At 67.2% G+C, this 24635-nt stretch carries 19 protein-coding genes and 1 riboswitch; of the genes, 17 read left to right on the forward strand and 2 right to left on the reverse strand.

The window, feature by feature from the left end; all coding sequences use genetic code 11:
• Positions 1-173 precede the first annotated feature (173 nt).
• Positions 174-1802, reverse strand: a complete 1629-nt coding sequence (locus AAN986_RS03475; protein WP_047218453.1) for a peptide chain release factor 3 — start codon at positions 1800-1802, stop codon at positions 174-176.
• A 289-nt stretch (positions 1803-2091) separates the two neighbouring features.
• Between AAN986_RS03475 and AAN986_RS03480 the strand changes: the two genes are divergently transcribed.
• The 11 genes from AAN986_RS03480 (at position 2092) to AAN986_RS03530 (ending at position 16136) form a co-directional block, all read left to right on the forward strand.
• Positions 2092-2199, forward strand: a complete 108-nt coding sequence (locus tag AAN986_RS03480; RefSeq protein ID WP_047218454.1) for a potassium-transporting ATPase subunit F — start codon at positions 2092-2094, stop codon at positions 2197-2199.
• Between the two features lie 114 nt (positions 2200-2313).
• A complete protein-coding gene (gene kdpA, locus AAN986_RS03485) occupies positions 2314-4020 on the forward strand; it encodes a potassium-transporting ATPase subunit KdpA (protein ID WP_016448469.1) in 1707 nt (568 codons plus the stop codon).
• 71 nt (positions 4021-4091) lie between these two features.
• Positions 4092-4826: a potassium-transporting ATPase subunit KdpC gene (gene kdpC / locus AAN986_RS03490; protein ID WP_016448468.1), complete on the forward strand. Its 735-nt coding sequence runs from the start codon at positions 4092-4094 to the stop codon at positions 4824-4826.
• 3 nt (positions 4827-4829) lie between these two features.
• The gene (gene kdpB, locus AAN986_RS03495; protein WP_047218455.1) at positions 4830-6914 is read left to right on the forward strand and encodes a potassium-transporting ATPase subunit KdpB; all 2085 of its coding nucleotides are present in this window, start codon (positions 4830-4832) and stop codon (positions 6912-6914) included.
• 82 nt (positions 6915-6996) lie between these two features.
• Entirely contained in the window at positions 6997-7872 is an 876-nt protein-coding gene (locus AAN986_RS03500) for a TorF family putative porin (protein ID WP_047218456.1), read from the forward strand.
• 34 nt (positions 7873-7906) lie between these two features.
• A complete protein-coding gene (locus tag AAN986_RS03505; RefSeq protein WP_047218457.1) occupies positions 7907-10612 on the forward strand; it encodes a sensor histidine kinase KdpD in 2706 nt (901 codons plus the stop codon).
• A gap of 11 nt (positions 10613-10623) precedes the next feature.
• Complete coding sequence (locus AAN986_RS03510; protein WP_016448464.1) at positions 10624-11358, forward strand: response regulator; 735 nt, start codon at positions 10624-10626, stop codon at positions 11356-11358.
• Positions 11359-11365: 7 nt separating this feature from the next.
• Positions 11366-11450: riboswitch (S-adenosyl-L-homocysteine riboswitch) on the forward strand.
• A gap of 70 nt (positions 11451-11520) precedes the next feature.
• Positions 11521-12951, forward strand: coding sequence for an adenosylhomocysteinase (gene ahcY / locus AAN986_RS03515; protein ID WP_016448463.1), 1431 nt, complete (start codon positions 11521-11523; stop codon positions 12949-12951).
• Between the two features lie 157 nt (positions 12952-13108).
• Entirely contained in the window at positions 13109-14311 is a 1203-nt protein-coding gene (locus AAN986_RS03520; RefSeq protein ID WP_016452756.1) for a TlyA family RNA methyltransferase, read from the forward strand.
• A 22-nt stretch (positions 14312-14333) separates the two neighbouring features.
• A complete protein-coding gene (gene metF / locus AAN986_RS03525; protein WP_016448461.1) occupies positions 14334-15161 on the forward strand; it encodes a methylenetetrahydrofolate reductase [NAD(P)H] in 828 nt (275 codons plus the stop codon).
• 78 nt (positions 15162-15239) lie between these two features.
• A complete protein-coding gene (locus AAN986_RS03530; RefSeq protein WP_047218458.1) occupies positions 15240-16136 on the forward strand; it encodes a septal ring lytic transglycosylase RlpA family protein in 897 nt (298 codons plus the stop codon).
• A 6-nt stretch (positions 16137-16142) separates the two neighbouring features.
• Here AAN986_RS03530 and rlmJ read toward each other — a convergent pair whose 3' ends face one another.
• Positions 16143-17015: a 23S rRNA (adenine(2030)-N(6))-methyltransferase RlmJ gene (rlmJ, locus tag AAN986_RS03535; RefSeq protein WP_017406717.1), complete on the reverse strand. Its 873-nt coding sequence runs from the start codon at positions 17013-17015 to the stop codon at positions 16143-16145.
• A gap of 267 nt (positions 17016-17282) precedes the next feature.
• On the opposite strand from rlmJ, the gene rplM reads away from it, so the two are divergent.
• The 6 genes from rplM to xdhB all read left to right on the forward strand — a co-directional run bounded on the left by rplM (position 17283) and on the right by xdhB (position 24570).
• Positions 17283-17711 carry a 50S ribosomal protein L13 gene (rplM, locus tag AAN986_RS03540; protein ID WP_012207711.1) on the forward strand — a complete coding sequence of 143 codons (429 nt, stop codon included), beginning with the start codon at positions 17283-17285 and terminating at the stop codon, positions 17709-17711.
• A 10-nt stretch (positions 17712-17721) separates the two neighbouring features.
• Positions 17722-18114 carry a 30S ribosomal protein S9 gene (gene rpsI, locus AAN986_RS03545; RefSeq protein ID WP_012207710.1) on the forward strand — a complete coding sequence of 131 codons (393 nt, stop codon included), beginning with the start codon at positions 17722-17724 and terminating at the stop codon, positions 18112-18114.
• Between the two features lie 202 nt (positions 18115-18316).
• Positions 18317-18691: an iron-sulfur cluster insertion protein ErpA gene (gene erpA / locus AAN986_RS03550; protein ID WP_016448458.1), complete on the forward strand. Its 375-nt coding sequence runs from the start codon at positions 18317-18319 to the stop codon at positions 18689-18691.
• A 115-nt stretch (positions 18692-18806) separates the two neighbouring features.
• Positions 18807-20249, forward strand: a complete 1443-nt coding sequence (gene mdtD / locus AAN986_RS03555; protein WP_016448457.1) for a multidrug transporter subunit MdtD — start codon at positions 18807-18809, stop codon at positions 20247-20249.
• A gap of 279 nt (positions 20250-20528) precedes the next feature.
• Positions 20529-22142 carry a xanthine dehydrogenase small subunit gene (gene xdhA / locus AAN986_RS03560; RefSeq protein WP_047218459.1) on the forward strand — a complete coding sequence of 538 codons (1614 nt, stop codon included), beginning with the start codon at positions 20529-20531 and terminating at the stop codon, positions 22140-22142.
• Position 22143: 1 nt separating this feature from the next.
• Entirely contained in the window at positions 22144-24570 is a 2427-nt protein-coding gene (gene xdhB, locus AAN986_RS03565) for a xanthine dehydrogenase molybdopterin binding subunit (RefSeq protein ID WP_126313147.1), read from the forward strand.
• The last annotated feature ends 65 nt before the right edge of the window (positions 24571-24635 follow it).

Below are 24635 nucleotides of genomic sequence, written 5' to 3' on the forward strand. Positions count from 1 at the left end.
GCGCATCAAGCCATAACTTGTGCGCCTGCGGCGGAATTATTTTCTGCTTCTCGTCAAGACTTCAATCTCCATGTCAGAGAATATGTCCTTATTTCAGGTAAAAGGGTTATTTTTTGGCTCATTTGCAAGTAGGTGGTCGCCTGTGTTGCTTTAGGTAACAGCGTTGGGCGGGATCAATTGGCGGCCTGCAAAGCCAACCCCGCATGCTCGCGCAGCGGATGGAAATGGATCTTCGGAAACCGCTCCTGCGCCAATCGCACGTCATAGGGTGACGTGCACAGATAGGCCAGCGTGTCGGCCGCATCGCGCGCCATGCGCAGCGGGTAGGCGTTCTCGAATTCGCGCAGTTCGCCCGGCGTGTCGGCCGTGATCCAGCGGGCGGCCGTGTACTGGCAGCCTTCCAGACGGATGTCGCAGTCGTATTCGGTGTTCAGGCGGTGCTGCACCACTTCGAACTGCAGCTGGCCCACGGCGCCCAGCAGCATGTTGCCGCCGGCTTCGGGCTTGAAGACCTGGATGGCGCCTTCCTCGCCCAGCTGCATCAGGCCCTGCTGCAGCTGTTTGGTGCGCAGCGGGTTCTTGAGCACCACGGTCATGAACATTTCAGGGGCGAAGAAAGGCAGGCCCGTGAATTGCAGGCTCGCGCCGTCGGTGATGGTGTCGCCCAACTGCACGCCACCATGCGTGGTGAAGCCGATGATGTCGCCCGCATAGGCTTCTTCGACGGCTTCGCGGCGCTGGCTCATGAAGGTCACGACCGAGGTGGGGCGCAGTTCCTTGGCGGTGCGCTGCACCTTCATCTTCATGCCGGGCGTGTACTTGCCCGAGGCCACGCGCACGAAGGCGATGCGGTCACGGTGGTTGGCATCCATGTTGGCCTGGACCTTGAAGACCACGCCGGAGAAGCCTTCGTCCTCGGGGTGGATGATCTTTTCCACAGGCTGCTTGTTGACCAGCAGCGAGCTTTTTCGGGGGCTGGGCGGGGGCGACATGTCGACCACGGCATCCAGCACTTCCATGACACCGAAGTTGTTCACGCCGGAGCCGAAGAAGACCGGTGTGAGCTTGCCGGCCAGGAAGGCCTCATGGTCCCAGGGGGCCGAGGCGCCCTGGGCCAGTTCCATGCTGTCGAGCGCGTCGTCAAAGGCCTGCCCGAAGCGCGCACGCAGCTTGTCGGCCTCGGCCAGGGGAATGGCCTCGAAGTCCTGGGGGCGGCGTTCGCTGCCGGGCTGGAACACCGTCATGGTCTGGGTGAGCAGGTTGATGATGCCGCCGAACTGCTTGCCCTGGCCCACGGGCCAGGTGACGGGGCAGCAGGGCATGCCCAGCTCGCGCTCCACTTCGTCAAGAATGTCCAGCGGATCGCGCACTTCGCGGTCCATCTTGTTGACGAAGGTGATGATGGGCGTGTCACGCTGGCGGCAGACCTCGATCAGGCGGCGGGTCTGCGATTCGACGCCGTTGGCGGCGTCGATCACCATCAGCGCCGAGTCCACGGCCGTGAGCACGCGGTAGGTGTCTTCCGAGAAGTCCTTGTGGCCCGGGGTGTCGAGCAGATTGACCACATGGTCGCGGTAGCTCATCTGCATGACCGAGCTGGCCACCGAGATGCCGCGCTGCTTTTCGATTTCCATCCAGTCGGAGGTGGCATGGCGGCTGGCCTTGCGGCCCTTGACGGCGCCCGCGATCTGGATCGCGCCCGAGAACAGCAGCAGCTTCTCGGTCAGCGTGGTCTTGCCCGCGTCGGGGTGGGAAATGATGGCAAAAGTCCGGCGGCGCCGGGTTTCAGAGGCGTATGACACAGTATTGAAAGCGCAGAGGCAGGGCGGTGCCTGCCAGAAAAGGGAGACGTAATGTCTGTCGCGGGCGGCCATTGGGGCATGGAGCCAAGCGAGGCCGCAAATGGCCGCCATTCTACTTTCGCACCGGGAATATCGGCGAACAGGGATGTAAGTCGTGTCCCTGGTTTCTTGATGCCGTCTTGATACGGCACGTCGCAATCTCAATCCGCTTTTGACAGCCCCGGCCCTAGAGTTTTCCCCATCGCAACAACAGGTGCCGCCATGCGGCGCCGATGCGGGAGAAATCCCTATGACCCTGACCGAAATCACCGGATGGCTGGGCGCCCTGGGCGCCCTGGGCGCCCTGGCTGTGTTTGTCTACCTCGGATACGCATTGCTGCGGCCCGAACAGTTCTGAGGTGGCGCAGATGCAAGACCTGATCTTTATCGCCCTGAGCCTGGGCTGCTTCGGGGGCCTGCTGGCCTTCGTGGCGGCGCTGGGCCGGATTTGACTGCCTGAAAGGAGACCTCCATGTGGTTGACCTGGATGGAATATGCACTGGTGCTGCTGCTGATGACGGCGCTGGCCGTGCCCATGGGGCAGTGGCTGGCACGCTGCTTCACGAGTGAGCACCATGCCTGGATCGAGCGGCTGAGCTTTCGCGCCCTGGGCGTGAACCCGGCCGAGCGCATGGGCTGGCAGCGCTACGGGCTGGCGCTGCTGCTGTCCAACGGCGCCATGCTGCTGCTGGGCTATGCGCTGCTGCGCCTGCAGGGCTGGATGCCGCTCAATGCGCTGAGCAATGCGGCGCAGACACCGGACCTGGCCTTCAACACGGCCGTGTCCTTTGTGACCAATACCAACTGGCAGGCGTATTCGGGCGAGAGCAGCCTGTCCAACGCCACGCAGATGGTGGCCATCACCTTCATGATGTTCGCTGGCGCGACCACGGGCGTGGTCGCCGCGGCGGGTGTCATCCGCGGCCTGGCGCGCTCCAGTGCCTCGGACCTGGGCAACTACTGGGTGGACTATGTGCGCATGCTCTGGCGCGTGATGCTGCCGCTGAGCTTTGTGGTGGCCCTGGTCTATGTGTGGCAGGGTGTGCCTCAGACGCTGGATGGCCAGGTCTGGGCGACGACGCTGGAAGGCGCTCGCCAGCAGATTCTTCTCGGCCCCGTGGCCAGCCTGGAGAGCATCAAGCACATCGGCACCAACGGTGGCGGCTTCTTCGGCATGAATGCGGCCCATCCGTTCGAGAACCCCACGCCGCTGACCAACGCATTCCACATCCTGGGCATGCTGCTGATCCCGTCGGCGCTGACCTATGCGCTCGGCTCCATGCTGCTGCGCCGTCGCCAGGGCTGGGTGCTGTTCGGCGCCTGCCTGGTGATGTTCGTGGGCTTTCTGGCGCTGGTGTTCACGGCCGAGCAGGCCGGCAATCCGCTGCTCACGGCCGCAGGTGCCGACCAGCAGATCAGCGCCACCCAGCCGGGCGGCAACATGGAGGGCAAGGAGCTGCGCTTCGGCATCGCCGATACGGCGCTGTTCGTGACCACGACCACGGCCGCGACCACGGGCTCGGTCAATGCCATGCATGACTCGCTGACGCCCCTGGGCGGGCTGGTGCCGCTGGCGCAGATGATGCTCAACTGTGTGTTCGGCGGCGACGGCGTGGGCCTGATCAACCTGCTGCAGTACGCCATCCTCACGGTTTTCCTGGCCGGCATGATGATCGGCCGCACGCCCGAGTTCCTGGGCAAGAAGATCGAGGCGCGCGAGATCAAGCTGGTGATGCTGGCCGTGATGGCGCACCCGATCTCCATCCTGGGCTTCACGGCGTTGGCTGCGGTCTGGCCCGACACCATGGCCAGTCTGACCAACCGGGGGCCGCACGGCTTCTCGGAGGTGCTCTATGCCTATGCCTCGGGCACGGCCAACAACGGTTCGGCCTTTGCGGGCCTGAATGCGAACACGCCGTTCTTCAACACCACCATCGGCCTGGCCATGCTGGCTGGCCGCTATCTGACACTGCTGCCCATGCTGGCCCTGGCCGGCAGCCTGGCGGCCAAGCCCACCGTGCCTGCGGGGCCGGGCACCTTCCCGACGGCCACGCCGCTGTTCATGGGCTTGCTGGTCTTCGTGGTGGTAGTGGTCGGTGGACTGACCTTCCTGCCTTCGCTGGCCCTGGGTCCTGTGGTCGAGCAACTGCAGATGCTGTCAGGACAGGTCTACCCCTGAACACCCCTGAGCCCGTTTTTTTCCTGGCCGCCTGCTGTGCCTGACACAGCAGCGCGGCGGAGGTTTCCGAAATGCAAGTTCAAACACACACTTCCGGCCCGTTGCCGGTGCTGCGCACCGATGCGCAGGTTCCATCCCAGACCGATGCCGGCGGGCTGCGCTCGCTGTTCGGCCCCAGCCTGCGGTCGGCGCTGTTCGTCGCCGTGGTCACGGGCCTGGCGTATCCGCTGGTCACCACGCTCGTGGCCCAGGCCGCGTTTCCCAAGGCCGCCAATGGCAGCCTGATCACGCGCCAGGGCTCGGTCGTGGGCTCGGCCCTGATCGGGCAGGAGTTCGCTTCGCCCCGTTATTTCCAGGGTCGGCCCAGCGCCACCACGGCGCCGGATCCCGACAAGGCCGATGCCACGGTGGCCGCGCCCTACAACGCCGCGCTGTCGGCCGCCACCAACCAGGGGTCGACCCACGCGGCGCTCAAGGAGTCCGTGGCGGCGCGCGTGGCGGCCTACCGCGAACTCAATGGTCTGGCGGCAGATGCCGCTGTGCCTGTGGATGCCGTGACGGCCTCGGCCTCCGGCCTGGATCCGCACATCTCTGTGGCCAATGCCGAGCTGCAGCTGCCGCGCGTGGCACGCGAGCGCCAGCTGCCTGTGGCCAAGGTCCAGGAACTGCTGCGCCAGCAGATGCAGCCGCGCGTTCTGGGCCTGCTGGGTGAGCCGCGCGTGAACGTGCTGCAGTTGAATCTGGCGCTGGACGATCTCTCGGCCGCGACGCTGCAGCCTGCGGCAGCCAATGCCGCCAAGGAGTAAGCCATGTCGCGCAAAACTGCTTTGTCCCTGTTCGATCCTTCGCTGGTGCGCCAGGCGCTGGGTGACTCCATCCGCAAGCTGGCACCGAGCGCGCAATGGCGCAACCCGGTGATGTTCGTGGTCTATCTGGGCGCCATCTTCACCAGCCTGCTCTGGGCCCAGGCCCTGGCGGGCGAGGGCGAGGCGCCTGCGGGCTTCATCCTGGCCATTGCGCTGTGGCTGTGGTTCACCGTGCTGTTCGCCAATTTTGCGGAGGCGCTGGCCGAGGGGCGCAGCCGCGCCCAGGCCGCGAGCCTGCGCAGCATGAAGCGCAGCACGGTCGCCAAGAAGCTGGAGCAGGCCAGCTACCAAAGCCGCTGGCATCCCGTGGGTGCGGAAGAACTGCGCTCGGGCATGTGGGTGCTGGTCGAGGCCGGCGACACCATACCGCTGGACGGCACGGTGATCGAGGGCGTGGCCTCGGTGGACGAAAGCGCCATCACCGGCGAATCGGCCCCCGTGATCCGCGAGGCCGGCGGCGACTTCTCTTCGGTCACCGGCGGCACGCGCGTGCTGTCGGACTGGCTGGTGGTGCAGATCACCGTGAACCCCGGCGAGTCCTTCCTCGACCGCATGATCTCCATGGTGGAGTCGGCCCGCCGCCACAAGACGCCCAACGAACTGGCGCTGACCATCTTGCTGGTCGGACTGACGCTGCTGTTCCTGCTGGTCATCGTCACGCTGCGGCCCTATTCGGCCTTTGCGGTGGAGCTGACGGGCAGCGGGCAGGTCGTGGGACTGACGGTGCTGGTCGCCCTGCTGGTGTGCCTGATCCCGACCACCATCGGCGGCCTGCTGTCGGCCATTGGCGTGGCAGGCATGAGCCGCATGATGCAGGCCAACGTGATCGCCACTTCGGGCCGCGCCGTGGAGGCGGCCGGCGACGTGGACGTGCTGCTGCTGGACAAGACCGGCACCATCACGCTGGGCAACCGCCAGGCCAGCGAATTCCTGCCCGCTCCCGGCGTGACGGCCGCGCAGCTGGTCGATGCGGCGCAGCTGGCATCACTGGCCGACGAGACACCCGAGGGCCGCAGCGTGGTCGTGCTGGCCAAGGAAATGCATGGCCTGCGCGAGCGTGACCTGGCAACCCTGCATGCCGTCTTCGTGCCCTTCACGGCCCAGACGCGCATGAGCGGCGTGGACATGCCGCAGCCCGACGGCGGCACGCGCAGCCTGCGCAAGGGCGCGGCCGACGCCGTGCGCCGCCACGTCGAAGCCATGGGCGGCAAGTTCCCGCCCGCCATGCTCAAGGTGGTGGAGGATGTGTCGCGGCGCGGCAGCACGCCGCTGGTGGTGGCCGATGGCGCCCGCGTGCTGGGCGTGATCGAGCTCAAGGACGTGGTCAAGCACGGCATACGCGAACGCTTTGCCGAGCTGCGCCGCATGGGCATCAAGACCGTGATGATCACGGGCGACAATCCGCTCACGGCCGCCGCCATTGCGGCCGAGGCCGGCGTGGACGACTACCTTGCCGAAGCCACGCCCGAGGACAAGCTGCGCCTGATCCGCGAACACCAGGCCGCAGGCCGGCTGGTGGCCATGACCGGCGACGGCACCAATGACGCACCCGCACTGGCCCAGGCCGACGTGGCCGTGGCCATGAACAGCGGCACCCAGGCGGCCAAGGAAGCCGGCAACATGGTGGACCTGGACAGCAACCCGACCAAGCTCATCGAGGTCGTGGAGACCGGCAAGCAGATGCTGATGACGCGCGGCGCGCTGACCACCTTCAGCGTGGCCAACGACGTGGCCAAGTACTTCGCCATCATCCCGGCCGCCTTCGTGGGCACGTATCCGCAGCTGTCGGCGCTCAATGTCATGGGACTGGCCAGCCCGAGCTCGGCCATCCTGAGCGCCGTGATCTTCAACGCGCTGATCATCATCGTCCTGATACCGCTGGCCTTGCGTGGCGTGCCCTACCACGCCATCGGCGCCTCGGCCCTGCTGCGGCGCAACCTGCTGGTCTACGGGCTGGGGGGCCTGGTCGTCCCCTTCATCGGCATCAAGCTGATCGACATGCTGCTGGTGGCTTTCGGCCTGGCCTGATCTTTGGCGGCAAGCCTGCCCGCCCGGGCAGGCACCGCCTTGCTTTCTCTGTACAAAAACCAAGATGAAATCCGTTTCTTCCATGACGGCCGCTTGTGCCGTCCCCCGTTTCTTCCCCCGTGCCTCGCTGGCTGCACTGTTGTCGCTGGCGGCTGCGTCCTGCCATGCCCAGGCCGAGACCTCCCCAGTCAACGCTGCCAGTGCCGATGCCCAGCAATCGCCCGCACCCGCCTACGCGCTCACCGGCAGCGTGGCGCTGCTCAGCGACTACCGTTTCCGTGGCATCTCGCAAAGCTGGATGGGGCCGGCGCTGCAGGGCGGGCTGGAGCTGTCACTGCCGCGTGGCGCCTACCTGGGCGTGTCCGGCTCCAGCGTGTCGCGCCACAGCTATCTGGACGGCCGCGCGCTGGAGCTGGACCTGTACGGCGGCTGGCGCACCGAGCTGCTGCCGGGCTGGACGGGCGACATCGGCCTGCTGCACTACAACTACCCCGGCGCGCGCGTGCCCCGCGGGGATGACAGCGGCGGCGTGCGCTACGACACCACCGAGGCCTATCTGGGCGTCACCCACGGCGGCTTCAGCGCCAAATGGTCGCTGGCGCTGACGCCTTACTTCGGCCTGCGCGACAGCACGGCGGCCACGGCCTTTGCCGAGGCACTTCCCGGCAGCGGCAGCTCACGCGGCAGCAGCTATCTGGACCTGAACTACCAGCATCCGCTGGGCGACTGGGCGGTGCTGGGCCTGCATGCCGGCCACACGCAGGTGCGCAACTACAGCGAACTGTCGTACGCCGACTGGCGCGTCTCGCTGGCCCGCAGCTGGGGGCCATGGACGGCCACGCTGGCCTGGGCCGGCACCTCGGCCGACACGCGCTACTACCGCGCGGCCAATGCGGCAGGCCAGATGCAAAGCCTGGGCCGCAGCGGCTGGGTGCTGTCGCTGTCGGCGGCGTTCTAGTGTGGGGGCACGCTCTGGTGCTAGGCTGAGAACCATGCCCATTTCGTCCTCTGCCGAGCCGGCGCCGCCCGGTCTGCCGCGCCCCGATCCCGACGCCCTGGTCGCGCGCCTGCGCCATGAGCGGGCGCAGGAGGGGCGGGGCAAGCTGCGCATCTACTTCGGATCGAATGCAGGCGTGGGCAAGACCTACGCCATGCTGGCCGCCGCCCAGCGCGAACGCCAGGGGGGCCGCGAGGTTCTGGTGGGACTCGTGGAAACCCATGGCCGCAAGGAAACGGCGCAGCAGCTGCATGGCCTGGAGCAACTGCCGCTGCGCGAGCTGCCGCACCAGGGACGGACGCTGCGCGAGTTCGACCTGGATGCGGCGCTCGCGCGGCGTCCGCGCGTGCTGCTGCTCGATGAACTGGCGCACAGCAATGCGCCAGGCTCACGCCATCCCAAGCGCTGGCAGGACGTGCAGGAGCTGCTGGACGCAGGCATCGATGTCTGGACCACGATCAACGTGCAGCACCTGGAAAGCCTGAACGACGTGGTGGGCGGCATCGTCGGCATCACGGTGCGCGAGACCGTGCCCGACCAGATCTTCGACGATGCCGACGAGGTCATCGTCGTCGACATCTCGCCCGACGAGCTGCTGCGCCGCTTGAAGGACGGCAAGGTCTACATGATGGAGCAGGCCGAGCGGGCCTCGCGCAACTTCTTCAGGCGCGGCAACCTGCTGGCGCTGCGCGAGCTGGCACTGCGCCGCACGGCCGACCGCGTGGACGAGGACATGCGCGACTACCGGCGCGAGCGCTCCATAGGCACGGTCTGGCCTGCGCGTGAGCGCCTGCTGGTGGCCGTGGCAGGGCACGCGGGCGACGACGCCCTGGTGCGCCAGGTGGCGCGCATGGCACGCCGGCTGGATGCTGGCTGGATGGTGGTGTACGTGGACGCGCCCCAGCGCCAGCACCGCCCACGCAGCGTGCAGGCCGCCGTGCTCAAGACCCTGGCCCTGGCCGCGCGCCTGGGGGCCGAGACGGCCACGCTGCCGGGCGCCGATGTGGCCGAGGCCCTGGTTGCCTTCGCGCGCGAGCGCAACGCCAGCCGCCTGGTGCTGGCCCAGCCGCCGCGCCCGGCATGGTCGCCCTGGCGCTGGTGGGGCCGCAGCCTGCCCGACCGCATCGTCCAGCTGCATCCCGACATCGACGTGCTGGTGCTCTCCGGGGGCTCCAGCGCGGCCCGGACCGAGGCCGCGCCTGCCGCACCGCTGCGGCGCAGGCCGCTGCCCTGGAAGGGCTATGCCGGCGTGACCCTGGCCTGCTTGACCGCCACGGTGCTGGCCGAGCAGCTGCTGCGCATCTTCGACCCGGCCAACGTGGTGATGCTGTTCCTGCTCATCGTCGTGCTGTCTTCGTTGCGCTGGGGGCGTGGCCCGGGCGCCTGGGCGGCGCTGCTGTCGGTACTGTGCTTCGACTTTTTCTTCGTGCCCCCGCGCGGATCCTTCCATGTCAACGACACGCAGTACCTGTTCACCTTCGTGCTGATGCTAGGCGTGGCCCTGGTCTGCGGCCAGCTCATGGCGCGGCTGCGCCACGAGGCGCGCGTGGCGGCCGAGCGCGAGCGGCGCGCGGGCGCCCTGGCGCGGCTGGCGCGCGACCTTTCGGGCGCGCTCACGCAGGAGCAGGTGGTGGAGATTGCGCTGAGCACGGTCTCGGGCGTGTTCGACGCCCAGGCCGGGCTGCTGTTGCCCGATGCCGACGAGCGCCTGCGCCCCGCCGGCGGCGGCTCCTGCCCCATGGACGACAGCATTGCGCGCTGGGCCATGGACCACGGTCAGCAGGCCGGCCAGGGCACGGACACGTTGCCGGCCGCGCCGGCCCGCTACGTGCCGCTGGCGGCGCCCGTGCGCATGCGGGGCGTACTGGTGCTGCAACTGCGTGCGCCCCAGCGCCTGGAGGTGCCCGAGGAGCAGCGCCTGCTGGAGGCGTGTGCCAGCCAGGTGGCGCTGGCGCTGGAGCGTCAGCACTTCGTGGCCGTGGCCCAGCAGACCCAGATCGCCATGGAGGGCGAGCGCATGCGCAACACCTTGCTGTCGGCCGTCTCGCACGACCTGCGCACGCCGCTGACCACCATCCTGGGCGCGGCCGAGGCCGCGCAGCGCCATGTGCCGCCGGGCGGCGCAGCCGACATGCTGGAGCAGGTCCGCATCCAGGCCCAGGCCATGCAGCGACTGGTGGAGAACCTGCTGGACATGGCGCGCCTGCAGCAAGGCGGCGTGCACCTGCAGCGCGAATGGCTGCCGCTGGATGAAGTGGTCGGCAGCGCGCTGCGCCAGATGCGCGCGCGCCTGCACGAGCATCCCGTGAGCACCGACGTGCCCGCCAGCCTGCCGCTGCTGCAGCTCGATCCCGTGCTCATGGAGCGCGTGCTGGTCAACCTGCTGGACAACGCCGCCAAGTACACGCCGGCCGGCACGCCGCTGACCATCCACGCACGCGAACAGGACGGCGAGGTGCTTGTGGCCGTGCAGGATGGCGGGCCCGGCCTGCCGCCACACCTGCCCGTGGAGACGCTGTTCGAGCCCTTCACGCGCGGCACGGCCGAGTCCACCGTCTCGGGCATAGGCCTGGGGCTGGCGCTGGTGCGCAGCATTGTCGAGGCCCATGGCGGGCGCATCGAGGCCGCTGCCGCGCGCCCAGGCCCCGGCACCGTGTTCACGCTGCGCTTTCCGGTGCCGGAGCAGCCATTGCTCGATTAGAGTCTTGCGCCATGAGCACGCCCACCAACCGCATCCTGATGATCGAGGACGACCCCGGCATCCGCCGCTTCGTGCGCCTGGTGCTGGAGGACGAGGGCTGGCAGGTCTTCGAGGCCGACAGCGCGCGCCGGGGCCTGATCGAGGCGGCGAGCCGCCAGCCCGATCTGGTCATCCTCGACCTGGGCCTGCCGGATGCCGACGGCAAGCAGGTTCTCACCGAGCTGCGCGGATGGTCCTCCGTGCCCGTGCTCGTGCTCTCCGCGCGCGAGCGCGAGGACGAGAAGGTGGCCGCCCTGGACGCCGGCGCAGACGATTACCTGGTCAAGCCTTTCGGTGTGCCCGAGCTGCTGGCCCGGCTGCGCGTGATGCTGCGCCGCCGCCAGCAACTGGGGGCCGCAGGCGGCGCAGTTGCATCCAGCCAGGTGCACTTCGGCCAGGTGCAGGTGGACCTGGCCACGCACGAGGTGCGGCGTGCGGGCCAGCCGGTGCACCTCACGCCCATCGAATTCCGCCTGCTGGCGGCGCTGATCGCCGCCCAGGGCCGTGTGATGACCCACCGCCAGCTGCTGCTGCAGGTCTGGGGACCCGAATACCTGGGCCGTGCCCATTACCTGCGCGTGCACATGGCCAATCTGCGCCAGAAGATCGAGGACGAGCCGGCCCAGCCGCGCCACCTGGTGACCGAGCTGCAGGTGGGCTACCGGCTTGTGGGGCTGGGCGGTGAGGCATCCCCGGGATCGGTATAATCAGCGCCTCTCCGAGGAGCGTTGCAGCAGGCCCATTCACCAGATGCGGTCTGCGAGGCTCGGAGTCATACCTGCAACGACGCTCGCCCACGCTTTCTGTGCGGTGAGCTTTTTTTCGTCTCCCGCAGAACGTGGTTTTTCATTCATCTTTTGGAGAAAACCATGAACGCTGCTGTTCGTCCCGTTTCCGCCGACACGGCCATCGCTGACATTTCCCTCGCCGCCTGGGGCCGCAAGGAAATCCTGATCGCCGAAACCGAAATGCCCGGCCTGATGGCCACGCGCGAGGAATTCGCCGCGGCGCAGCCGCTCAAGGGCGCGCGCATCGCCGGCTCGCTGCACATGACCATCCAGACGGCCGTGCTGATCGAGACGCTCAAGGCCCTGGGCGCCGACGTGCGCTGGGCCTCGTGCAACATTTTCTCGACGCAGGACCATGCCGCCGCCGCCATCGCCGCCACGGGCACGCCCGTGTTCGCCATCAAGGGTGAATCGCTGGCCGACTACTGGGACTACACCCACCGCATCTTTGAATTCGGCGCCGCCGGTACCGAAGGCGAAGGCCCCAACATGATCCTGGACGACGGCGGCGATGCCACCATGCTGCTGCACCTGGGCATGCGCGCCGAAAAGGACCTGTCCGTGCTGGACAACCCCGCCTCCGAGGAAGAGAAGATCGCCTTTGCCGCCATCCGCGCCAAGCTGGCCCAGGACCCCACCTGGTACACGCGCAAGAGCGCCCACATCATCGGCGTGACCGAAGAGACCACCACCGGCGTGCACCGCCTCAACGAGATGTCGGCCAAGGGCACGCTGAAGTTCCGCGCCATCAACGTCAACGACTCCGTCACCAAGAGCAAGTTCGACAACCTCTACGGCTGCCGCGAATCGCTGGTGGACGGCATCAAGCGCGCCACCGACGTGATGATCGCCGGCAAGGTCGCCGTGGTGGCCGGCTACGGCGACGTGGGCAAGGGCTGCGCCCAGGCGCTGCGCGCGCTGTCGGCCCAGGTCTGGGTCACCGAGATCGATCCCATCAACGCCCTGCAGGCCGCCATGGAAGGCTACAAGGTCGTGACCATGGAGTGGGCGGCAGACAAGGCCGACATCTTCGTGACCACCACCGGCAACCGCGACATCATCCGCCACGAGCACATGGTGGCCATGAAGAACGAAGCCATCGTCTGCAACATCGGCCACTTCGACAACGAGATCGACGTCGCCTCCATCGAGCAGTACCAGTGGGAAGAGATCAAGCCCCAGGTGGACCACATCACCTTCCCTGACGGCAAGAAGATCATCCTGCTGGCCAAGGGCCGCCTGGTGAACCTGGGCTGCGCCACCGGCCACCCCAGCTTCGTGATGAGCGCCTCGTTCGCCAACCAGACCATCGCCCAGATCGAGCTGTTCACCAAGCCCGATGCCTACGAGGTCGGCAAGGTCTACGTGCTGCCCAAGATCCTGGACGAGAAGGTTGCCCGCCTGCACCTGAAGAAGGTCGGCGCCATGCTGACCGAGCTGACGGACGGCCAGGCTGCCTATATCGGCGTGAGCAAGCAGGGGCCCTACAAGCCCGAAACTTATAGGTATTAAGCACCCCCTGAGGCGCTGACGCGCCTTCCCCCTCTCTACCCGCTTCGCGGGGGAGGGGGACGACGCCCTCGCTGCGGGGCGGCCCTTGCTTGGCGTCCCTGAGTTGGGTCGCGCCGGTTTCGGGCATTAGTCAACTGAGATTTCCTGGAGCGACGCTATGCGCGCAGATGTATTTTTGGTGGAAGCCGGCCATGCGGCCACGCGCTCGCAGGCGCAGCGGCTGATTGCGGGTGGCGTGCAGTGGCGCATGACGCCGTTGACGCCGTGGAAGAAGGTCGCCAAGAACGGTGACGAGATTCCCGCAGGTGCCGAGCTGCAGTTGCTGGACGGGGCCGAGGCCCGGTTCATCTCGCGCGGCGGGCTGAAGCTGGAAGGCGCGCTGGCGGCCACCAAGCTGTCGGTGGACGGCCTGCGCTGCCTGGACGTGGGCCAGAGCACGGGCGGTTTCACCGACTGCCTGCTGCAGGCAGGCGCCGCCCAGGTCATCGGCGTGGACGTGGGCCATGGCCAGCTGCATGACCGGCTGCGCTCGGATGCGCGCGTGATCTGCGTCGAAGGCGTCAATGCCCGCGCGGTGACGGCCGAGGGCTTGCAGGAGGCCTGCGAGGAAGTGCTGTCCGAACGCTGGGAGGAAGATCCCGACGACAACGACACCCAGCCCGTGGCGCCCTATGCCTGGATGCGCAACGGCGGCGTGGTTGACGAAGACTACGACGACAGCGACGACGCCAAGGAAAACGAGATCGAGGCCTTCAAGGCCGAGCGCGCGGCCAAGGGCAAGGCGCGCGATGAGGGCACGGTGGCCACGCAGCGCCGCCGCCGCGCCGAGTTTGCCGACGTGGACATCACGCCGCAGTTCGACTTCGTCACGGGCGATCTGTCCTTCATCTCTCTGACCCTGGTGCTGCCGGCCGTCACGCGCCTGCTCAAGCCGCATGGCCAGCTGCTGATGCTGGTCAAGCCGCAGTTCGAGCTGCAGCCGGGCCAGGTCGGCAAGGGCGGCATCGTGCGCGATGCGGCCCTGTTCACCGAGGTGGAGCAGCGCATTCGCACCTGCCTGGGCGAGCTGGGCCTGGAGGTCAAGGGCTGGATGGAGTCGGCCATCGAAGGCGGCGACGGCAACCGCGAATTCTTCGTGCATGCCCAGCAGGCGGCCGTGGTGAAGGAGCCAGAGCAGCCTGAAACGCAGGACGACGACGAGCCCCGCTCGGCCGTGAAGGCCGCTCCTAAGCCGGCCGCGCCTAAGCGCGTGTCCCGCACCGTGCTGCGCGAGCAGCGCAACGAGCGTGTGATCGACACCAGTACCGAGTTCGGCGTGCCCGGTCCGGGCCGCGCCAAGCTGCGCAAACGCAACGAATGAAACACTGAGCAGCGAGTCTTACATGAGCTTTCCGATCAGCTTCGAGTTCTTCCCGACCAAGACGCCCGAGGGCGCGACCAAGCATGTGCAGGTGCGCAAGAACCTCTATGCGCGCAAGCCCCAGTTCTGCTCCGTCACCTATGGCGCGGGCGGCTCCACGCAGACGGGCACCTTCGCCATGGTGCGTGACATCCAGAACGAAGGCGTCAGCGCGGCATCGCATTTCTCCTGCGTGGGCGCCACGCACGACAAGGTGCGCGCCGAACTGCAGGAGCTGAAGGCCATGGGCGTGCGCCGCATCGTCGCGCTGCGCGGCGACCTGCCCAGCGGCTATGGCCTGGGTGGCGAATTCCAGTACGCCAGCGATCTCGTGGAATTCATCCGCCGCGAGTTCGGCGACTGGTTCCACATCGAGGTGGCTGCCTACCCGGAGGTCCATCCGCAGGCGAAATCCCCACAGTCCGATCTGGATGCGTTTGCGGCTAAAGTGCGCGCTGGCGCGGATTCCGCGATCACCCAATATTTCTACAATGCCGACGCCTACTGCCGTTTCGTTGATGCGGCGCGCGGCATGGGGCTTGATGCACCGGTTGTTCCCGGCATCATGCCCATCACCAGCTCTACGCAGCTGATGCGCTTCTCGGACGCCTGCGGCGCCGAGATCCCGCGCTGGATCCGCCTGCGTCTGCAGGCTTACGGAGATGACACGGCGTCCATTCGCGCCTTCGGCCTCGATGTCGTGTCCCGTCTATGCGAGCAGTTGCGCAGCCAGGGCGCTCCCGGGCTGCACTTCTATACGATGAACCAGAGCGTCGCCACGCTGGAAATCTGCGATCGATTGGGCCTTTGAGCGCGCAGCCACTGCGCCGGCCCCGGGCGACCCTCTAGAACTTGGGAACGGTCAGGCGTTCCCTGGAGGTTTTTGCCCATGGATCGTGGTTTTCGACGCCTGCACTGGCGCTGGCTGGCCATGTGCGCCATCACCGCCACCCTGGCCGGCTGCGCGCCGGCTCCCGTGGCACAAAGCGATGCCGAGTCCGGCGCCCTGACCGCAGGTGCGGCGGCAATGGATGAAGGCCAGACGCCAGCGGCCGTGCCCTCGGCCGGCAAGCGCGGTGGCCGCACATCGCGGGCCGCGCAGCCGGCCAGCAAATCCCCGGATGCCAAGCCCTCCGAGTCGGCCTCGCCCGAAGACAGTGCCGAGGCTCCCTCCAATCCCGACTTCGCCCTCGTGCCCTCGCGCGACAGCGACCAGCAAGGCCTTGCCTCCTGGTATGGCCCGGGCCTGCATGGCCGGCTGACCGCCAGCGGCGAGCGTTTCGACAAGGAAGAATTGACGGCCGCGCACCGCAGCTTTGCCTTCGGCAGCCGCGTCTGCGTGCGCAGCGCCGCCACGGGCAAGACAGTGGTGGTGCGCATCAACGACCGCGGGCCGTTTGCGCCTGGCCGCGTGATCGATCTGAGCCAGGCCGCAGCGCAGGAGCTGGGCATGGTCGGCCTGGGCATCAAGCCCGTGGAGCTGTGGCAGCTCGACGATGGTGAGCAGGAATGCCCCGAAACCCTGGTCACGGCCAGGAAGGCCAAGTCCATCGAGAAGACGCAGCAGGCCAAGGCACAGGCACAGACAACACAGGCACGGACCCGGGTTCAGGCCAAGGCGCCAGTGCGTCCGCGTGTCCAGGCCAAGGCGCCTGCCCCCAGGCCCAATGCACGCACGGCCGTGGCCAGCCGTGCCGTCCCTGCCGCCAAGCCGGTGGCGAAGGCTGCGGCGCCCGCCGCTGCCTCGTCCACCGCAGTGGCCTCTGCGGCCTCGAACGCGCGCTGAACGGGCTCAGCCGCCGGATTCGAGCGTGAAGGCCGCGTTCTCGTCCTGACCGAGCAGCTTGACCAGCTGCGGCATGGCCGGCTTGAGCTGTTCCTTGAGATTGAACGGCGGATTGATCAGGAACATGCCGCTGGCCGGCAGGCCGCCGCGCTCCGAGGTCTTGTTGCTCTTGACCGTGAGCTCCACATGCAGCCAGCTCCTGCCGGCCTTGGTGGTCATGGTCTTCAGGCGGCGCGGCAGATCGTGCGCCTCGGGGCGCGGGATGATCGGATACCAGAACGCATACGTGCCTGTGGCAAAGCGCTTGAGGCTGTCGGCCGCCATGTCCAGCACCTTGGCGTAGTCGCTCTTGAGCTCGTAGCTGGGGTCGCACAGCACCAGGGCTCGGCGCGACGGCGGCGGCAGGAATTTCTTGATGCCCTCGAAGCCGTCCTCGTGCAGCACGGCCACCTGGCGGCCCGCTTCGAGCTGGGCAATGTTGCCGGCCAGCGAGCGCATGTCGGTGGGATGCAGCTCGAAGACCTTGAGCTTGTCGCGCTCCTGCACGCGCAGCAGGGACTGGATGATGAACGGCGAGCCCGGATAGTTGCGCAGCTGCGCTCCCTGGTTGAAGGAACGCACCGATGCGATGTAGGCCTGCAGCACCGGGGCCAGCTCGGACTCCTTGGCCTGGGCCAGGCGCAGGATGCCGTCTGCGGCCTCGCCGCTCTTGTTGGCATAGTCGCCATCCAGACGGTACAGGCCGGCGCCGGCGTGCGTGTCCAGCACCGTAAGGGCGGCCTCCTTCTGGAGGAGGTATTGCAGGGTGGCGATCAGCACGGTGTGCTTGAGCACATCGGCATGGTTGCCTGCATGGAAGGCGTGGCGGTAACTGAACATAGGCGTGATGGTAACCAGCCGCGCTGGCGGGTGGACACCCATGGCGGCTGCAAGGTTGCCCGGCGCTGGCGCCTCGCGGCGAGGGCTGCCGGGGACTTGCGGATCGGGGGGATGGTGCGGTTGCGCCAGTTTTGTATAATGGCGGGCTTCGCAGCGATTTTATGGGTCCCGCGGCGAAGTTTACATCCCCGCCTAAGAGGCTTCCTTTTTGAAGAAGCACCGACCGCGGAAAAGGGCCCGCCAAACCTTTCTTGAAAGAGAAAACTCATGTCTACATTCAGCGCAAAGCCCGCTGAGGTGCAACACGAGTGGTTTGTGATTGACGCCACCGATAAGGTGCTCGGACGTGTCGCCAGCGAAGTGGCACTCCGTCTGCGCGGCAAGCACAAGGCCATTTACACACCTCACGTTGACACCGGCGACTTCATCGTCATCATCAACGCCTCCAAGCTCAAGGTCACCGGCACCAAGAACCTGGACAAGGTGTACTACCGCCACTCTGGTTTCCCCGGCGGCATCACTGCCACCAACTTCCGCGACATGCAGGCCAAGTTCCCCGGCCGCGCTCTGGAAAAGGCCGTCAAGGGCATGCTGCCCAAGGGTCCCCTGGGCTACGCAATGATCAAGAAGCTCAAGGTGTACGGCGGTGCTGAGCATCCCCACACCGCCCAGCAGCCCAAGGCTCTGGAAATCTAAGGAGACCTAGATGATTGGTGATTGGAACAATGGCACCGGCCGTCGCAAATCCAGCGTCGCACGCGTGTTCCTGAAGAAGGGCTCCGGCAAGATTACCGTGAATGGCAAGGACATTCAGGAATACTTCGGCCGCGAAACCTCGATCATGATCGCAAAGCAGCCCCTGGCTCTGACGAGCAACCTGGAAGCTTTCGACATTCAAGTGAACGTCCACGGTGGTGGTGAATCCGGCCAGGCCGGCGCTACCCGCCACGGCATCACCCGCGCCCTGATCGACTATGACGCAGCGCTCAAGCCCGTCCTGAGCCAAGCCGGCTTCGTGACGCGTGACGCTCGTGAAGTCGAACGTAAGAAGGTCGGCCTGCGCTCCGCACGCCGCGCCAAGCAGTTCTCCAAGCGTTAATCCGCTGGCACTGCAGGAAAGTCCCCCGGGGCTTTCCCCAGAAAAAAACCGCCTTTGCCGGCGGTTTTTTTCTGGGCGATGCAAACCTTTCTCATTCAGTGGGCAATGTCCCCACTTGCACTGTCGTCAAGCCGGCAGCCCCGGGAATTCCCGAGCCCTTTGCTGTACCATTCGGGCCAATTGAGAACTTCGGAGTATCCCCATGAGCGCCGTCGCAGAAATCACCGAAACCACCACCGCCGAAATGCCCACCCCGATCGTCTTCACCGACAGCGCAGCTGCCAAGGTGGCCGATCTGATCGCCGAGGAAGGCAACCCTGACCTGAAGCTGCGCGTGTTCGTGCAAGGTGGCGGCTGCTCGGGCTTCCAGTACGGCTTCACCTTCGACGAGATCACCAACGAAGACGACACGACCATGACCAAGAATGGCGTGTCGCTGCTGATCGACGCCATGAGCTACCAGTACCTGGTGGGTGCCGAGATCGACTACAAGGAAGACCTGCAGGGCGCGCAGTTCGTGATCAAGAATCCCAACGCGTCCACCACCTGCGGCTGCGGATCGAGCTTCTCGGTGTAAGCCTTGTCGGCCGCGCTGCAGTGAAGCCCGCAGCAGCCCGCCGCACAACACGCCACCAACCGCCGCGCAGCAATGCGCAGGCGGTTTTTTAACGCCTGCGCATTGCTGCCTTGCCATGATTCCTGAAGACAAAAGCGCTTCCGCCTCCACCACATCCTCCTCGCGTTCGGTGCTCCTATGGCTCGTGGCCATCGGCTTTTTCATGCAGACGCTGGACGGCACCATCGTCAACACCGCGCTGCCCACCATGGCCGAGGCCCTGGGCGAGAGCCCGCTGCGCATGCAGTCCGTCATCGTCGCCTATTCGCTGACCATGGCCATGCTGATCCCGGCATCGGGCTGGATGGCCGACCGCTTCGGCACGCGGCGCGTCTACCTGTGGGCGATTGCGCTGTTCGTGCTGGGATCGGTGCTGTGCGCGATTGCTCCCAACCTGCAGCTGATGGTGGCCGCACGCGTGCTGCAGGGCATGGGCGGTGCGCTGCTCATGCCCGTGGGCCGGCTGGCCGTGCTGCGCGCCTTTCCGCGCGAGCAGTTCCTCAAGGCCATGAGCTTCGTGGCCATCCCCGGCCTGGTCGGGCCACTGATCGGACCCACGCTGGGCGGCTGGATGGTGGAGTACGTGAGCTGGCACTGGATCTTCCTGGTCAACGTGCCCGTGGGCCTGATCGGCCTGGCCGCCACGCTGCGCTTCATGCCGGTGGGCGACCGCTTTGCCGTCAAGCGCTTCGACGGCGTGGGCTATGCGCTGCTGGCCTTCGGCATGGTGGCCGTGTCGCTGGCGCTGGACAGCATGTCGGGCAAGGGCATCCACGGCGCCATGGTCTTCGTGCTGCTGATCTTCGGCCTGGCCAGCCTGGCCGCCTACTGGCTGCACGCGCTGCGCCGGCCCGACCCGCTGTTCGCTCCCGAGCTGTTTGCCGTGCGCAGCCTGCGCGTGGGCCTGCTGGGCAACCTGTTCTCGCGCCTGGGCAGCTCCTGCATGCCCTTCCTGATCCCGCTGGTGCTGCAGGTCTGCCTGGGCTTTTCGCCGCTGCAGGCCGGCATGATGATGCTGCCCACGGTGCTGGCCAGCATGGCCATGAAGCGCCAGACCACCACCCTCATCCAGCGCATCGGCTACCGCCGCGTGCTCATGGGCAACACCCTGGTGCTGTCGCTGATGATCGCCAGCTTCGGCACGGTCTCCACGGCGCTGCCGCTGTGGGTGGTCATCGTCCAGCTGCTGATCTTCGGCGCCACCAACTCCATGCAGTTCACGGCCATGAACACCGTCACGCTCAAGGACCTCGATGCCGGCAACGCCAGCAGCGGCAACAGCCTGCTGTCCATGGTGCAGATGCTGGCCATGGGCATGGGCGTGGCCGCCGCAGGTGCGGTGCTGGCCGGTTTCAGCGAATGGTTCGGCGGCGACACGCCGCAGCACACCCTCAATGCCTTCCGCGCCACCTTCGTCTGCATGGGCGCGGTGACGCTGGCCTCGACCATGATCTTCTCGCAGCTGGGCGACGATGAGGATGTGCGGCCCAAGCCTCTGGAGCCGGCCGAGCACGAGTGAGGGCTGTGCATAGCTTTTGAACCCTGAACCGCTGCAATCCACACTTTTGTTGCGGGTTTACCCTTGTTTTTGGCAAGGATATATGGCAGCCCGCATAGGAAATATCGAGGCCGTCTTATGCGTTTGGGCGGGGCTGGACTTAATCTCGGGTACATCCGCAGGACTTACGCAAGCAAGAACGCAAACACGCCATCGCCACAGGGCCAGCGGCTTTCTTCCTCGGAATTTGCGTAAGTCGTGATCCGAACAGTCCACGCACCAGCAGTTGCCCCCACGAGCATGAGCCAGAGCCCCAGTTCCCAACCAATCCGCTTCTATCACCGCGGCCAGATCGTCGAGGTACAGGGGCCGCATCCCACGCGCTCGGTGCTCGACTGGCTGCGCGGCGACGCGCGCTGCACCGGCACCAAGGAGGGCTGCAACGAAGGTGACTGCGGCGCTTGCACCGTGGTCATCGCCGAGCTGGCCGAAGACGGCGCGCCCGACGCCGTGGGCGGCCTGCAGCTGCAGACGGTCAATGCCTGCATCCAGTTCCTGCCCACGCTGCATGGCAAGGCGCTGTTCACGGTGGAGGACGTCAAGGGCCAGTGCGCCGGCAAGCAGGGCTGTGCCACGGGCAAGCCCGCAGGCGGTGCCGAGCTGCACCCCGTGCAGCAGGCGCTGGTGGACTGTCACGGCTCGCAGTGCGGCTTTTGCACGCCGGGCTTCGTGATGTCGCTGTGGTCGGCCTACGAGCACCACCAGCAGGCCGGCACGCGCCCCTCGCGCCAGCAGCTGGCCGACGAGCTGTCGGGCAATCTGTGCCGCTGCACGGGCTACCGTCCCATCCTGGATGCAGGCCAGCGCATGTTCGACCTGCCCGCCACGCGCATGGCCACTGAACCCGTGGTGCAGGCACTGCAGGGCCTGCGCGCGCAGGATGCCGGCTTGGACTACGCCGCGCCCAACGCCGCCCAGGGCGGCCGTGTGGACAGCTTCCACGCTCCGCGCACGCTGGACGAGCTGGCCGCCGTGTGCGAGGCCAAGCCCCGCGCGCGCCTGCTGGCAGGCTCCACCGATGTGGGGCTGTGGGTGACCAAGCAGTTCCGCGACCTGGGCGACATCGTCTATGTGGGCGACGTGGCCGAGATGAAGCGCGTCGAGGAACGCCGCGGCGCGGGCAGCCTGGACGGCGGCGAGCTGTACATAGGCGCCGGTGCCTCGCTGGAATCGGCCTGGTCCGCGCTGTCGCAGCGCTTCGAGGGGCTGACCGATGTGTGGCTGCGCTTTGCCTCCGTGCCCATCCGCCATGCGGGCACCATGGGCGGCAATGTGGCCAATGGCTCGCCCATTGGCGACTCCCCTCCCGTGCTGATGGCGCTGGACGCGCAGATCGAGCTGCGCAAGGGCGCACGCGTGCGCCGCATGCCGCTGCATGACTTCTATCTGGACTACATGAAGAACCAGCTGGAACCGGGCGAGTTCGTGCAGGCCCTGGCCGTGCCGCTGGACGCTGCACGGCGCCAGACCCGTGCCTACAAGATCAGCAAGCGCTTTGACTGCGACATCTCGGCGCTGTGCGCGGGGCTGGCCATCGAGCTCGATGGCGAGGTGGTGAAGTCCGCCCGCCTGGCCTTTGGCGGCATGGCTGCCGTGGTCAAGCGTGCGGCCCTGGCGGAGGCGGCCATCGTGGGCCAGCCCTGGGACCAGGCCGCAGTGAAGGCCGCCCAGGCCGCGCTGGCCCAGGACTTCAAGCCCATGTCCGACATGCGCGCCAGCGCCGACTACCGGCTCAAGGTGGCGCAGAACCTGCTGCAGCGCCTGTGGCTGGAGACACGTCCGCAGCAGCCGCTGCCGCTGCAGGCCACCAGCGTCTGGAGCGTGATGCCCCACGCAGTGCACCAAGGAGCCTGAAATGAACCGCCCCATCGATCCCTCCCTGCTGCACTCATCCGAGGCCTTTGCGCATTACCTGAAGAACACCGCCTTCCGCGTGGATGAGCGGGCCGAGGCCGGTGCCCACACCCAGGGCCAGCGCGTGGGCATCAGCCGCCCGCATGAGTCGGCCCATCTGCATGTGGCCGGCGAGGCCGCCTACATCGACGACCTGCCCGAGCTGGACGGCACGCTGCACTGTGCGCTGGGCCTGTCGCCCGTGGCCAATGGCCGGCTCAATGCGCTCAGGCTGGATGCCATCCGCGCCATGCCCGGCGTGGTGGCCGTGCTCACGGGCGAGGACATTCCCGGCGTCAACGACTGCGGCTCCATCATCCACGACGACCCCATCCTGTGCAGCGGCGAAATCCGCTACCTGGGCCAGCCGCTGTTCGCCGTGATCGCCGAAAGCCGCGAGGCGGCGCGCCTGGCTGCGGCCCAGGCCAAGGCGGCGGCCGACATCACGGCCGAGCCGCCCGTGCTCACGCCCCAGCAGGCGCATGAGCTGGGCCAGTACGTGCTGCCGCCCATGCACCTGGCGCGCAGCACGAATGAAGGCGGCGCGCGCCGCGCCATGGACGAGGCGCCGCACCGCCTGAAGTCCTCGTTCTACGTGGGCGGCCAGGAGCAGTTCTACCTGGAAGGCCAGATCAGCTACGCCATCCCCAAGGAGGACGGTGCCGTCCACCTGTACTGCTCCACCCAGCACCCCAGCGAGATGCAGCACCTGGTGGCGCATGCGCTGGGCGTGGCCTCGCACGCCGTGCATGTGGAGTGCCGCCGCATGGGCGGCGGCTTCGGCGGCAAGGAGTCGCAGTCGGCCCTGTTCGCCTGCGTGGCCTCGGTAGCCGCGACGCGGCTGCGCCGCCCCGTCAAGCTGCGCCTGGACCGCGATGACGACTTCATGATCACGGGCCGCCGCCACTGCTTCTGGTACGAGTACGAGGTGGGCTACGACGACGAGGGCCGCATCCTCGGCGCCGAGATCTCCATGGTCTCGCGCGCCGGCCACTCGGCCGACCTGTCCGGCCCCGTGATGACGCGCGCGCTGTGCCACTTCGACAACACGTACTGGCTGCCCGATGTGTCCATGCACGGCTACTCCGGCAAGACCAATACGCAGAGCAATACGGCGTTCCGCGGCTTCGGCGGCCCGCAGGGCGCGATCGCCATCGAGAACATCATGGAGACGGTGGCGCGCGAGCTGGGGCGCGACGCGCTCGATGTGCGCCGCGTCAACTTCTACGGCAAGACCGAGCGCAACGTCACGCCCTATAGCCAGGTCGTGACCGACAACATCATCCACGAGCTGGTGGCCGAGCTGGAGACCTGCAGCGACTACCGCGCGCGCCGCGATGCCATCGCCGAGTTCAACGCGGCCAGCCCCGTGCTCAAGCGCGGCCTGTCGCTGACGCCGCTCAAGTTCGGCATCTCCTTCAACGTCAAGCACTTCAACCAGGCCGGCGCCCTGGTCCATGTCTACAACGACGGCTCCATCCTCGTGAACCACGGCGGCACCGAGATGGGCCAGGGTCTGAACACCAAGGTGGCCCAGGTCGTGGCGCATGAGCTGGGCGTGGGCTTCGGTCGCGTGCGCGTCACGGCCACCGACACCACCAAGGTGGCCAATACCTCGGCCACGGCGGCATCGACGGGGGCCGACCTCAACGGCAAGGCCGCGCAGGACGCGGCGCGCCAGATCCGCGAACGCCTGGCCGCCTGCGCCGCCGAGCGCCATGGCGGCCGCGCGGAGGACGTGCGCTTCGCCAACGACCAGGTCCACGTCAACGGCAAGGTGCTGGATTTCAAGGCCGTGGTGGGCGAGGCCTACATCGAGCGCGTGCAGCTGTGGTCCGACGGCTTCTATGCCACGCCCGGCCTGTCGTGGAACAAGGACACCATGCAGGGCCGGCCCTTCTTCTACTACGCCTACGGTGCCGCCGTGAGCGAGGTGGTGGTGGACACGCTGACCGGCGAGTTCAAGCTGCTGCGCGCCGACGTGCTGCACGACGTGGGCCGGTCGCTGAACCCGGCCGTGGACGTGGGCCAGGTCGAGGGCGCCTTCATCCAGGGCATGGGCTGGCTGACCACGGAAGAGCTGGTCTGGCATCCGCAAAGCGGCAAGCTCACCACGCACGCGCCCAGCACCTACAAGATCCCGACGGCCAACGACTGCCCGCCCGTGTTCAACGTGCGGCTGTTCGAGGGCGACAACTTCGAGGACTCCATCCACCGCAGCAAGGCCGTGGGCGAGCCGCCGCTGCTGCTGCCGTTCTCGGTGTTCTTCGCCATCCGCGATGCCGTCTCGGCCGCGGGCGGGCACCGCAGCAACCCGCCGCTGCAATCGCCGGCCACGCCTGAATCCATCCTGCGCGCCATCGAGGCCGTGCAGGCCGCCGGGAGCTGAGCGGACCGGCGCCGCCCCCTCATTCCTTGAATCCGCGCGCAGCGATGCGCGCCACCAGGTCCATG

This window comes from Delftia sp. DS1230, assembly GCF_040112715.1.
Classification (GTDB): domain Bacteria; phylum Pseudomonadota; class Gammaproteobacteria; order Burkholderiales; family Burkholderiaceae_C; genus Comamonas; species Comamonas tsuruhatensis.